Genomic DNA, 13,509 nt, shown 5'->3' on the forward strand with positions numbered 1-13,509 from the left:
ACTATTTTGAAGCGCACTGAACTAAACCCGACTAAAATCAATTTTTTTCGGGCGTTTCAAGGATTTGCGTCAATAACAAATTGTTATTTATCTATCACGCTCCTTGGTGGCGTGTAGAGTTGATGGTTACGTAGTAGCGTATCCACCAAACGCGTAAATTTTCTTGCGGTTAAGACGAGTGCTCGTTTGTGTTGGTGTTTAGGTACCTCTTTATACTTGCTTTGATAAAAAGCTTTATATTCAGGAAGATAATTTTTTACTGAGTTGGCAGCTTCAACTAAGTAATAACGAAAATATCGATTCCCTTGCTTGGTCAGAGGTGTATTTTGAGACTGATAGTTTCCAGATTGTTTAACTTTCCAACTTAATCCAGCGTACTTCGCCAATTTTGTTTGATCTTCAAATCGTTCGATTTGACCAATTTCAGCGATCAAACCAGCAGCGTAGACTTTTCCAATTCCTGGAATACTGGTTAAACATTGATATTCTGGAATGACTATAACTAATTGTTCAATTGCTTTATCCAGCTCTTTGATATTCTTTTCAAGAGCCCGCATTTCACAAACAAGAACGCCCAGAACAATATCAATAGATTCTTGGGCTACAGTGCCTAAGCGATAGCTTGATCTGATGGCTCGTTGAATAGCCTTGGCAATTTTCTCGGGTTGTTTGAAACGACCTCTTCCTTTTTCTTGGATTAAGTCACTGAAAGCTTCCAAAGGAAGCTCAGCCAGTTCATCTAACGTGAAGTCTTCTGTCATTAGAGAAATCACTGTAGCACTAAAAAGACTAGTAGATTCGTCTTTCATTTCACGAACAAGTGTGTTGCATTTGTACGTTAGATTTTCAAGAAAGTGTTGCTTTGTACGAGTTAGTTGCTTAATTAATTGATAACGAGTTCGGGTCAGACGCTGTAACGCCATGTATTTTTCTTCTTTAATAGGAGACGTGGTAAAACGTTGAATGCGTAGAAAGTCAGCAATTCTTAGCGCGTCATTACGATCTGTTTTGTCTTCATCAAACATGCGTCTAAATTGTTTAATTCGAAAAGGATTTTCGATAGTTACAAGCGTATTGAGCTTTTTTAGTTCCTCGTCTTCATGAAAAAACATTGAAGGATGGAAACTGTACATGGACGTTGATTCCATGCCAATTATAATTTGATCAAATAGGTAATTCTCATTGAACTCAAGAATCATTTCTCGTGTTAATGAAGCACCTTCAATGTCATTGGAGACTGAGATTTCAGACAATGTAGACAACTGATCGTCGTCAGTTAGGAAACAGACATCTAACTTTTCAGAACTAACGTCAATACCGACAAATAATTTCATGGAAGAAGGACCTCCTTTCGATCTAAATTTTGGAAAATGCTTCGATACTGTGGGATTTCCCAGAAGCTCACTGTGTAACCACAACCTCGCCTAATAGAATACGGTGATAAAAGAGCTAGAAGCTGCCTTCCAAACTACTATCTGAAAGTCTAGTCCATTATCGAAACAGCTAATGAGTTGGTAGTGATAACAGTGGTTCGGGTAACAGACTTTGCAAGGTAGACAAAGCTACAGGAGGGCATAGCAAATTCCCGTTGGATCCTTTCCATGAATCCATTGTACTCTGAGAAATCACACAATAACGAAACAAATTCCGCAAGGAATGTGTTATTCAATAAATTTTTCGATTCAGAAGCATTTTGATTAAAAAGTATTAGACAAAAACTATTTTACGAGGAGTGCTATAAATGGAAACGATTATACCAGCAGATCAGCTTTTGCAAAAAATTCAACAATTGTTAGATGACAATCCCTCTTCTTTATTAAATTTTACTGCAGAAAAAGAAACGGCTAAGAAGCTAGTAGATGGACAGCATGAAAAAATAGCTCATTTGCAATTCTTGCATCAAGAAATGTTAGAGCTGCAAGATGATTCTGAAGTGTCAATTAATGAAATTAGGAGAATGAAAGCGACATTTGATCAAGCCTATCAAGCGTACAAGAAAGAATATTCTTCATTAAAGGAGCTCTATTTAACTCTTGCTGTTTCATTTGTTACTGAAAAATATGTTTTGAAACAATGCTTTTTTGGTGAGAGCGATCAGATGCTTTCCAAAATTATGGAAAAGACTGCTGATCAAGACCTAGAAATAGCTCAATTGAAAGAGTTCGTAAGTTCCTTTGATGAAGACTAGTTTTCTAGGTTGATAGTACTTAATGGTAGAAAAATACTTGGGAGCTCAAATGAAGGAGAGAATCCAATGAAAAAAGATCAATTATCAAGAGAAATAGAGGAAAAATTTGAGCAGGAAAGTAATAAAGTTATAGATAATGTAGAGGATAAAGAGAAGCATTCAAAGCTTTTGACCATCATTATTTCAGTGATAATGTCAGGAGTTATTCTAGGATCACTAGTCTATTCTTTACTTGAATCTATTGGGAAGTGACAATATCTATTAGCTCTATTTCTCATTCTCAAAGATGAGGATGAGCATAATGGCGGGAGAGTGTGGAGTGATGAAGAGCAGTCTATTAAGTGTTTGTAGATTGATTAATACGATGAATCCAACGCTAACTGAACCACAGAGTTCTGTTATAGCTGTAAATATTGATCGCGAATCAATTGAAGAAATTAGAAAAAGAAAAGGCATTTCAATCAGAACCTTAGAAAGAAAAATTAATCTTTCAAAATCTAGATACTATCGATGGTTACGTTATCAAACTGATCTGCCTCTTGAATTAGTCATGGGATTGAAAAAAGTATTGAATATGTCCGATCGCGAATTATTGAACTTGTTCGTATCTTCAACAGATGAGCAAATCCAGATGCTCGGACTAGTCATTTATACCTCAATGTCCAATTTAGAAAAAGAGTACAAGCAGTTTCTAAATCTGCGAAAATCCTTAGAGAAATTCAAAAATTCCAGTGACGACAATGGTGCCTATAAATTGATTTTAACTTATGCCAATTTGGTGGTAAACGGCAGGAACGGAAAACCTTCTTTAGCAGAGTTGCAACGTATTGAGAAATATTTTACATCGATTGATTACTTTACAATGTTTGACATCTTATTGTACTTAGCAACCCTACGAATTAGCCTAAATTACTCCTTATCCAATTCTGTAATGGAGAAAGAAAGCATTATTTTAGAAAACAGTTTGCTGAAGAAATTTTCCAGTAATCAGTCAAATGAGTGGAAGGATATTTTGATCGGTTGTGTGATTGATCTATCGTTGTGCTTCGTTGATATGAATAATTATGAACAGGCCATTAAATTACTTAATAAGGCGACGGTCATTTTGAAGCAGCAAAAAGGAGAAAATCAACAAACGAAAGAAATATTCCAATTTTTGGCCTATTTGTATGTTACCAAAGACATTTCTAGTGAAGATACAGTAATCAATCGAGTCAAGAGTAACATGAGCTATTCTTCGCTTTATCTTCCGAAAAATGAACGTGATTTCTTCAAAAATTTGTCAATCAAGGAGAAGTGTGTCTTTGAATAAGTGGATAACCTATATCGTTGAAGGAAATTCTGTAGATTCTGTTTCTAAAGCTAGAGGTGATGTCGCTGAAATTGCCGAGGGGATAGGGTTTCAAAAGTTATACATTTACCGCTACATCGACGAGCAGGAAAGTAGTCAGTCACTTCTATCAAGAATTGACGGTATTACTGCTGGCGTAGCAGCGGGTGATTTAATTGTGTATCAGTATCCAAGCTACAATCAGTTTAAATTTGAGAAAACTTTTGTTACACGTTTAAAACAGCGAGGTGCTCGAGTCGTTTTATTAATTCACGATTCTGAATTATTAAGAGATAACAGTTTTTTAAAAGAAATCGATCTCTTCAATCATGCGGATATGCTGATTACTCACGGAGAGAAAATGGAACAAAAGTTGAAATCCTTTGGAGTAACTACAGCGATGGTAGCTAAAGAATTATTTGATTATCGAATATCCTTGGAACAAGTGCTGACTGAAACTTCTTTAGAAAAGAGGATTGTTTTTGCAGGGAACGTTCAAAAATCTGTGTTTTTGAAGGATTGGACTTATCAGACGAAAATACAAGTCTTTGGAGCAAAGAGTGATTTTGAACTAGGAGGAACTGTTGAATACAAGGGTGTCTATTCTCAGAATGATCTGTTAAAAGCAATGCCGAAGAACTGTTTTGGTATTGCCTGGGATAACGACTTGTTCCAAGGGGGAAACTATCGAGAATATACACGGTATAATGCTCCCCACAAAATTTCATTGTATTTAGCTTTGGGACTTCCAGTAATTGTGTGGAGAGACGCGGCGATTTCAGAAATGATTGTTAAGTATAAGTTAGGGTATGTCATTGATTCATTAGCTGAAATCGATTCACTAATGGAAAGTATCACATTGGATGAACGAATACAGCTAAAAAAAAGAGTAAATAAATTCAGCTACTTATTAAGAGAAGGAATTTTTACTAAACGTGCCCTAATACAGGTAGAACAGGATCTTCTTCTTAAAGAAATGGAGACAATGAATGACAGCAAATGAATTAGAAAATGAGCTTATTGCCGGCAGAGCAACTTTAAATGAATTGTTGGAACGTATTCGAACACATATACAAGCTCGAGATGAGAAACTTTATGAAGTAAATAAGTTAGTTTCAATAGTAAAGGATAGAAAAGAAGTCTCAATAGACAATTTTTCCCAATTAAGAAAAGAAATCAATAGTTTGATAGTTGAATATACGAAAATCAATGAGATCAGTTCTTATATTAAAGGATTTACAGCCTGTTATGATCAAGTAGAGCCTTTGATGCAAGATATAGCCAGTATCTCTTTAATGATTGAACAGCAAAAGGAACAATTAAGGGCGCTTTCTGCTTCGGTGATGTCACCAAATTTGGCGGAGAGTATCAATCAACATGTGGAGGAATAAACAAGGCTAACAATAATTAAAAATAGGCAGACAGCTATCGGAGGTACTTATAGTGAAAACAGTTATTGCATTAGATATTGATCAGTTTAGGGTTGGAATTTGTGGATCAAATTATGAAGCAGTTTTCAGCTCGCTGTATTCGGATGTTAAAAAGAATTCGTGGAAGCCTTCTTTTTTTATGGAGCATTCTAACTCGATTGAGGGAAGTGAAATCAAATTAGAGGAATTTTCTGATTCCATTGTTTGGGGAATAAAAAAGCGCCAAAGCCGACGTTCAAAAGCATATCAGTCTTTTGGAGATGTTCTTGATAAATTAGATACTGTGGATACGATACAATTAGTGCGTTGTGTGTTAGCGTATCTGGCGAAGAATCAACAAGAATTATTTCAGGAAACAAGTAAAAATCAATTTCATTGTTCCTTGTTTATAGGTGTAAATTCTCAAAGTTCAAATGAGTTAAATGAAATCGGTCATCAATTCGAAGGCGAATTCGCTACTTTAGTTGATGGTGAAAACCTTTCTATCAATGTCGATAAAGTGGTCCTTGTTCCTAAAACATTTTGTTCGATCTTGGAAAATGAAAAACGACATCTTGAAACTATTGAAAAGACAACGCAGATGTTTGATGGACTCAACTATGTGATTGACGTAAGTGATCATTATGTAAAATGTGATATTTATGATAATGGCGAACTAATAAAAAGCGAGAATATCTCTCATGGAATCTATGAATTCTCTGATCGAATTGTTCAAGAATATAAAACGAACTGTGTTCAAAATAATCAACGTGCCTTTCAAATCGACAAAGATATGGTATACAACGTGATAATCAATAATGAAAGTACACTGATCGTTAATGGACGTCAACAAATTAATTTAAACACATTGATCGAGGCAGAAATTACAGAGGAAACAAAGAAGGTTTTGTCGTATTTAACGAAAGATCAAGATGTTCAATATGCTGATAATATTATTGTTAGAGATTTAAAAACGGGTATTATCAATCAAAACACGGTCAATCAGTACCTTGAAAGCTTTGGATTGCATTGCACAAGTTTAGATAATAAAAGTGCCAAAGGGATATATACTTTTGGAACGATTTTTCTAGGAGACAATTTTCTCGAGAGTAATGAGGACGATCAGGAGAAGCAATCAGAGAATAGTTTACAAACTTTTGATTCAGAAACGGATGAAGCGAATCGTAAGATGGAAACAAATCGTTCTGCATCAATGGAAATTGAGATGGCGGAGACTCAGGAAGTGGATGCACATGTGATAGATTCGGAACAAAATGATTCTTCAGCTACAGAAGAAGAGTTGATTCATGCTAATCAGACGGTAAAAATATCGGAAGAAGTCGAGATCGAGGATATGTTGAAAGAACAAAATGAGCTGTTAAGTTCCTTACTTGATTTTGAAGATGATTCTTTATAGAAGTTGTGTGAGGAATCAGAATATGTGGACAAAAAAAATAGTTATTTGTTTATTTATAGTAACGTTTTTCATGTTATCAGGCTGTACAGAAGATAATTCTTCCAAAACAACCGACAGCTTGAAAAGTGAAGTTTCAAAGTTGAAAACTGAAAATTCTAAATTAAAAAAAGATTTGACGTCTAAAATAAATGATAATCAAGAACAATCAACCGAAAATTCCAGATTTACACAAGAAGTCAAGACTTTCTCCGAGAATGAAGTAATCGAATTTGGAGATGGTGAAAAGAAGCTAGCAGAAATGAAAGTGGTGGAGGTTACTACAAAGCACTCAGCCTTTCCAAAACGGATGAATGAATTGGAAAATTATGATACAACGCGGATGCTTTCTGTAAAAATTGAGTATAAAAATATAGAAATGACTACTCCTTTCTTACCTTATGCGCAATCCTTTCAAGCTTATTCAAAAGATGGAAAACGATTGACCTCAGTTAACCAACAAAGAGGGCAGGACGAAGTTCCGAAAGGAAAATCAGGAACAACCCAAATTTTTTTTAAGCTACCTGTGAACGGTGATGAATTTGATAAGGTAGAAATTGATTTCGTTTCCGGAGAGCAACGCGTGGCAACATTCGACTTGAAAGTAAGCCATTAGTTATATTAAAATCCCCGTCCATATCCTTGGACGGGGATTTTAATATAACTAATGAAACGGAGAAGGAGGGATTTGAACCCTCGCACCGTGTTAACGATCTACACCCTTAGCAGGGGCGCCTCTTCAGCCACTTGAGTACTTCCCCAATCAACTCTTTTATTATAAACGAATAGTTAATTTTAAGTCAACTTAGTCTAATTTCTCATAACTGAATTTGTTTGTTATTTTAAAGCAGTTTTTAACAGCTTGGATTGTTAAGTATAATGGAAAACTATTATAGTATCAAAAAGAAAATTAAAAATGTTATGACTAATAACTAAATTGAGGATTACTAAAAAAATTTCTTACTTTAAAAAAATATTTGGGGCTCTTAACTTACTAATAAAAAAATTTGCTTTTGAAGTTTTACAGAAGTCTCAAATGAGAGATTTTACCATTTGTAATTAAGACTATTTTGTTTTTAACCAACGATAATATACAGATAAAAAACTTGTTTCCCAATATTGGTACATTCTAATCTAGCTATAATTTTCTGTGAGATAATTCCTTCAGCACTTCAAAAAATAAAAAAAGTATAAGAAAGGAGAGTTGTACTAAATTATGAGTCGTAAAAATAATTTGTACAAGCTTTTAAGATCGAATAAAAAAGAACGATACAAAATGTACAAAAGCGGTAAACATTGGATGTTTGCTACAATTACAGCATTTACAAGCGTTTTAGGCACAAGTACTTTGATTACACAAGATGTACATGCGACATCTGCTAATCCGCAAGATGACGCAGGAATGGAAGCTGATACAGATCAGATTCTCGCAAACCAAGATACCACCCAGATTCCAGCCTCCTCCACACAAAATAGCACATCCGTAGAATCAGAAAGTACAACAAATTCAATTATCACAGATTCTGAGAGCGTGATGGAATCTTCTAGTCAAACGGAATCCACTAGCCTTACGGAGTCAGAAAGTCAAACGGAATCAGAAAGTACTACTGACTCAGGTAGCCTATCTGAATCGGTGAGTATATCAGATTCAATCAGTGCATCTGAGTCGGTAAGCTTATCGGATTCGATGAGTCTGTCTGCATCAATTAGTGATTCAACTTCCACCAGTTTATTAGCAGCAACAGATGAAAAACAATCTACAAGTATATCTGAATCCATGAGTAATTCTGAATCTGCAAGTTCATGGGTTTCAACCAGTCTTTCTGAGTCAATGAATCATTCAGAAAAAAGAAGTGCAGCAAACTCTTTGAGTGTAGAGAAAAGTAAACAACCCTCCGCACAAGAACAAAGTAAAGATGAAACAAATAAAGCAAAAGAGCTTTTTGATCAAATCGTTCCAAATGGGACTGAAGTAAAAGTTGATTCAAAAACGAATGAACTTGTATTTACAATGAAATCAGGTGTTGCGCCTAGTACAGCCTTAATCCATGCTGCACAGAAATATGCAGCAGCAAATGATTTGGTTGCTTATTTTTCAGTTCGAGGTGCAAATGGCAAATCCACAAAAGTAAATGTTTCGGCTGACCCGGATATTAATCGTGAAGATTTTGAAGACAAGATTAATAATTTAGAGACACCAAAAACGCCAACTTCTGTTTATGTGGCTGTTCCAGATGAGGTTCAGAACGATGCTACCTATAAAGCCAATGCCATCACAAATGGCACCTACGCTGAGGTCACAACTTATGAAGAATTGCGAGCTGCTTGGTCTAATGCCAATATTACTTACATTGATATTACAGCTAAAATTACTTATTCTACAGGGGCAATGTCAGCTCGCGCAAATGGTGCCAGTGTAATCGTTCAAGGAAATAACAATATTGTTGATCTTGGAACACAAACCTTCAATTGGGGCTACATTACAAATTCTACAACGTTTACACTAAGCAACGTTCAAGCGCAGCAAGGTTTCGCTGTAAATGATGGAAATGGTTACTCCCTTATTAATCCATCAAGCGCTACTCAATTGACAGCCAATGTTAATAATGTGACATTAAGTGCTAGTGAATTAAATGGAAACAATCCTATTCACCTTATGTATGGAGTGGGATCTAAAGTAGTATTCTCTGGAACGAATGTCTTCAATATATCAAATGAAGTTACTCGATCAGTTGGAAGTATTAACTTTGCGAATAATTCAAGTGTAACACTCAATCGTACTTCCAATGATATTGGTTTCTCACAATTCTACTTCGAAACTCGAGCAGCTGCAGGAAGTGTTGGTTATGGGAACACAATCACAATGGGGGATGGATCTTCAAATACTGCACGTACCTATAATGGTCAAGCTGCAAGTTACCCTGCAATGTACTATTTAATAGATGGAGTGACAGTAGGAGATAACGTTAGTTGGACGCAAACAGGCTTCCAATATTTCATTAACGGACAGCAGGGCTCTTCAGCAACTGCAAAATTTGTCTTTGGTCAAAATTTTAATTTATCTATTCCGCAATCAACACAACCTGGAGCAATTCGCATTCAAGGAACTCAGAGTGTGGTATTTAATGCCGGAACAACATTGGATATTAATCAATGGGCAAATGGTGCTGTAATTCAAATGAATAGTGCTGGATCAAGCGTTACTTTCATTTCTCCAAAGAAATTACACATGGCAGTTAATACTTCGTCAGGAGCACCAAGTACAGGACCACTTGTGAGTGGGGCAGGAACATTCACAAATTTCAACTTGGCAAGGAACGGATAGCCAAGCAGCCAATCCCGCAGGAAATAGAAATCTTAAATTTACGAACATGACGATTCGAAACGGTGTGACAACTGTTACCGACACTGCTGGGAACGTGACTACATCGAATATTGTTGATTCTAGTACACGCGAATTGACAACGGTAGCTATCGATCCTGGTACGGTTAAATTAAAATACGTAGATCAATACGGAAATGTAATTAAAACAATTGATGTACCAATTGATCCAGATGTTAACTATATTGGGCAGTATATCAATTTAGTGAATAAGGATTATGCGTTAGACAATATGCCGCCAAATTATATGTGGGCAATTGCAAGTCAAGTTCCAGCATCCGCCTTATCGGATAAACAAAGCGGTGGAGATGATACAACTACTGCCGATGACGGTGATGCATATGGTCAAGCGAATGTAGCAATTGTACCGATGGAGGGGTCTGAGTATGTCTATAATATCTATGTATACGGGGTAGCGAATAATAATATTCAATATCAATATGTAGATGCTAAGACAGGCATGGTCGTTTCTGCGGATTATCTAAGCTCTGGACAAGAAGCAGCAGGAAGTAATTTACCACCAGCGAACTACGGGAATGTTATTGATTGGCTAAATAGTTACTACACAACGACAAATGTTGCTCCAGGTTACCATTATGCTACGGGTTCTGAATTAAACGGATTTGTACAACCAACTACTACAACGGTGGGGACGGAAGCAAGTTTAGTTACCATTTATGTCACAGCGGATATTCAAACTGTTAATATTACTTTTGTAAATTCTGATGGGACGGCTCTAGTAGGTCAAGTTCCAAATGTTTCTATCAATGGTACATCAGGAGCAGAAATCAGTTATGCGGATTTAGTTGTGGGATATTTAACTCAGGCGGGTTATTATGCAGATGCCAATGGCACATTCACCTTTGACTTTACTGCGAATGGAACCAGTACAACGGATTCTGATCCTCAAACGTTAACGATTACTTTATACCCTGATTATCAGTTAGCTGGAATTATTTCAAATAATCAACCAGCTACCGATCCAGCAACTGGAAATCCATACACTCAAATACCGACGAGTGTTTCTGAAGGCCAATATGGTGTTGCAGGAGTTTCAAATGGAACAATCGTATTAGGTGTAACCGATGCAGACTTAGTTAGGAATGGTTATATTTATACTATTACAGGACCAGATGGTCAAGTGTATGCGACGTTAGCGGAAGCGTTGGCAAGTAATAGTATTTTTGATACTACGACAAATAATGGGCTTTCAATCGATGGAGCACCGCAATCCTTTGTTGTTAACTATGAGGTAGATCCTGTTTCTGAATCAACGTCAATGTCAGAAAGTGAGTCGACTTCTAATTCAGAAAGCGAGAGCAACTCAATTTCGACTTCTAATTCAGAAAGCGACTCGTCCTCAACGTCTTTATCTGTATCGGAAAGTGAATCAATTTCTCAATCGGAGGATTCTACTTCAGAGTCAATTTCAGAATCAATCTCAGAAAGTGAATCTATTTCAATTTCAGAAAGTGAAAGTATTTCTACTTCTGAATCACTATCTGAGAGTGAGTCAGTTTCAGAATCAATCTCAGAAAGTGAATCAGTTTCTACATCAGAAAGTGATAGCAATTCTACATCCGATTCAATCTCAGAAAGTGAATCTATCTCGAACTCAGAAAGTGATAGCGAATCAATATCAACGTCAACATCCGAAAGTGAATCTAGTTCAGACTCCGAAAGCGAAAGCTCATCAATTTCTGAATCGATTTCAATTAGCGAATCAATATCCGAGTCAGAAAGCGAAAGTAAGAGTACATCAGAAAGTGAAAGTACTTCTGAGAGTATCTCTGAGTCGGAATCATTGTCTATCTCTGTAAGTGAGTCATTATCGGAAAGTGATAGTGAAAGTAATAGTGCTTCAACTTCCGATTCATTGAGTGATAGTGAAAGCACCAGTATTTCGGATAGTAATAGCACTTCTGAAAGCTTGTCGAATTCAGAATCGTTATCTATTTCGGTAAGCGAAAGTTTATCCGAAAGTGAAAGTAAGAGTATGAGTGAATCAGTTTCTGATTCATTAAGCAATAGCGAAAGTGAAAGTGGCAGTCTATCAGAAAGCAAAAGTACATCAAATAGTGTATCAGATTCAGAATCACTATCAATTTCAGTAAGTGAAAGTTTATCAGAGAGTGAAAGTAAGAGTATTAGTGAATCAATTTCTGATTCATTAAGTGATAGTGAAAGCGAAAGTGGCAGTCTGTCGGAAAGCAATAGCACTTCGAATAGCACATCAGATTCAGAATCATTATCAATTTCAGTAAGTGAAAGCTTATCAGAGAGCGAAAGTAAAAGTATTAGTGAATCAATTAGTACATCAACAAGTGATTCAAACTCAACTAGTACAAGTCTTAGCAATAGTGAAAGTGCAAGTATCAGTGATTCGATCAGTGCATCAATTAGTGAATCTATTTCAACTAGCGCAAGTGAATCTGCAAGCGAGTCAACAAGCTACAGCGGCAGCAGTTCAGTCAGTGCGAGTGAAAGCACAAGTATTAGTGATTCGAACTCAATCAGCACAAGTATTAGTACTAGCGAAAGTACAAGTGATAGCACATCAATCAGTGATTCAAGATCGGATAGTACTAGTGTAAGTGACAGCGAAAGCAGTAGCTTAAGCACAAGTGTTAGCGATTCAAACTCAATCAGCACAAGTATCAGTAACAGTGAGAGTGCAAGTATCAGTGATTCGATCAGTGCATCAATTAGCGAATCGATTTCGACTAGCATAAGTGAATCCGCAAGCGAGTCGACGAGTTATAGCGGTAGCAGTTCAATCAGTGCGAGTGAAAGCACAAGTGATAGCACATCGATCAGCGATTCAAGATCGGATAGCACTAGTGTAAGTGACAGCGAAAGCAGTAGCTTAAGCACAAGTGTTAGCGACTCAAACTCAATTAGTACAAGCATTAGTACTAGCGAAAGTACAAGTGCAAGCACATCAATCAGTGATTCAAGATCAGATAGCACCAGCGTAAGTGACAGCGAAAGCAGTAGCTTAAGCACAAGCATTAGCGACTCAAACTCGATCAGCACCAGCATCAGTAACAGTGAAAGTGCAAGTATCAGTGCATCGATTAGCGAATCAATTTCGACTAGCATAAGTGAATCCGCAAGCGAGTCGACGAGTTATAGCGGTAGCAGTTCAATCAGTGCGAGTGAAAGCACAAGTGATAGCACATCGATCAGCGATTCAAGATCGGATAGCACTAGTGTAAGTGACAGCGAAAGCAGTAGCTTAAGCACAAGCATCAGCGACTCCAACTCAATTAGCACAAGTATCAGTAACAGTGAAAGTGCAAGTATCAGTGATTCGATTAGTGCATCGATTAGCGAATCAATTTCGACTAGCATAAGTGAATCCGCAAGCGAATCGACAAGTTATAGCGGTAGTAGCTCAGTTAGCGCGAGTGAAAGTACCAGCACAAGTACGTCAATCAGTGATTCAAACTCAATCAGCACCAGCATTAGTAACAGTGAAAGTGCAAGTATCAGTGATTCGATCAGCGTGTCAATTAGCGAATCGATTTCAACCAGCGCAAGTGAATCTGCAAGCGAGTCAACAAGCTACAGCGGCAGCAGCTCAGTAAGTACGAGCGATAGTACCAGCGCAAGTACGTCAATTAGTGATTCAAACTCGATCAGCACAAGTATCAGTAACAGTGAGAGTGCAAGTATTAGTGATTCGATCAGTGCATCGATTAGCGAATCAATTTCAACTAGCATAAGTGAATCCGCAAGCGAATC

The 13,509-nt window shown here is 36.8% G+C and carries 9 protein-coding genes, 1 tRNA gene and 1 pseudogene; 9 read left to right on the plus strand and 2 right to left on the minus strand.

The annotated features are described in order from the left end of the window. Positions 1-83: 83 nt before the first annotated feature. Positions 84-1,334, minus strand: a complete 1,251-nt coding sequence (locus OMU_RS00890) for an IS110 family RNA-guided transposase (RefSeq protein ID WP_016178086.1) — start codon at positions 1,332-1,334, stop codon at positions 84-86. 407 nt (positions 1,335-1,741) lie between these two features. Here OMU_RS00890 and OMU_RS00895 point away from each other — a divergent pair, with 407 nt between their 5' ends. From OMU_RS00895 to OMU_RS00925, 7 genes are all read left to right on the plus strand, one after another. Continuing rightward, positions 1,742-2,188: a hypothetical protein gene (locus tag OMU_RS00895; protein WP_016178087.1), complete on the plus strand. Its 447-nt coding sequence runs from the start codon at positions 1,742-1,744 to the stop codon at positions 2,186-2,188. A 66-nt stretch (positions 2,189-2,254) separates the two neighbouring features. After that, positions 2,255-2,440 carry a hypothetical protein gene (locus tag OMU_RS00900; RefSeq protein ID WP_016178088.1) on the plus strand — a complete coding sequence of 62 codons (186 nt, stop codon included), beginning with the start codon at positions 2,255-2,257 and terminating at the stop codon, positions 2,438-2,440. A gap of 49 nt (positions 2,441-2,489) precedes the next feature. Further along, positions 2,490-3,500, plus strand: a complete 1,011-nt coding sequence (locus tag OMU_RS00905) for a helix-turn-helix domain-containing protein (RefSeq protein WP_016178089.1) — start codon at positions 2,490-2,492, stop codon at positions 3,498-3,500. Continuing rightward, the gene (locus tag OMU_RS00910) at positions 3,487-4,521 is read left to right on the plus strand and encodes a glycosyltransferase (protein WP_238054241.1); all 1,035 of its coding nucleotides are present in this window, start codon (positions 3,487-3,489) and stop codon (positions 4,519-4,521) included. Before OMU_RS00905 ends, OMU_RS00910 begins: the two co-directional genes overlap by 14 nt. Further along, a complete protein-coding gene (locus tag OMU_RS00915; RefSeq protein WP_016178091.1) occupies positions 4,508-4,909 on the plus strand; it encodes a hypothetical protein in 402 nt (133 codons plus the stop codon). Before OMU_RS00910 ends, OMU_RS00915 begins: the two co-directional genes overlap by 14 nt. A gap of 52 nt (positions 4,910-4,961) precedes the next feature. Then, complete coding sequence (locus OMU_RS00920) at positions 4,962-6,344, plus strand: hypothetical protein (protein WP_016178092.1); 1,383 nt, start codon at positions 4,962-4,964, stop codon at positions 6,342-6,344. A gap of 22 nt (positions 6,345-6,366) precedes the next feature. Further along, positions 6,367-6,996, plus strand: coding sequence for a hypothetical protein (locus OMU_RS00925; protein ID WP_016178093.1), 630 nt, complete (start codon positions 6,367-6,369; stop codon positions 6,994-6,996). A 57-nt stretch (positions 6,997-7,053) separates the two neighbouring features. Here the strand turns inward: OMU_RS00925 and OMU_RS00930 are convergent. Further along, positions 7,054-7,141 (minus strand) — tRNA-Ser (locus OMU_RS00930). A 455-nt stretch (positions 7,142-7,596) separates the two neighbouring features. On the opposite strand from OMU_RS00930, the gene OMU_RS00935 reads away from it, so the two are divergent. Both OMU_RS00935 and OMU_RS23265 read left to right on the plus strand, forming a co-directional pair. Then, on the plus strand, positions 7,597-9,705 hold the full coding sequence (locus OMU_RS00935) for a KxYKxGKxW signal peptide domain-containing protein (protein ID WP_016178094.1): 2,109 nt from the start codon (positions 7,597-7,599) through the stop codon (positions 9,703-9,705). Beyond that, positions 9,659-13,509: pseudogene (locus OMU_RS23265) on the plus strand (hypothetical protein); the annotation flags it as partial. The gene OMU_RS00935 and the pseudogene OMU_RS23265, both read left to right, overlap by 47 nt.

The organism is Enterococcus avium ATCC 14025 (assembly GCF_000406965.1).
Taxonomy (GTDB): Bacteria; Bacillota; Bacilli; order Lactobacillales; family Enterococcaceae; genus Enterococcus_A; species Enterococcus_A avium.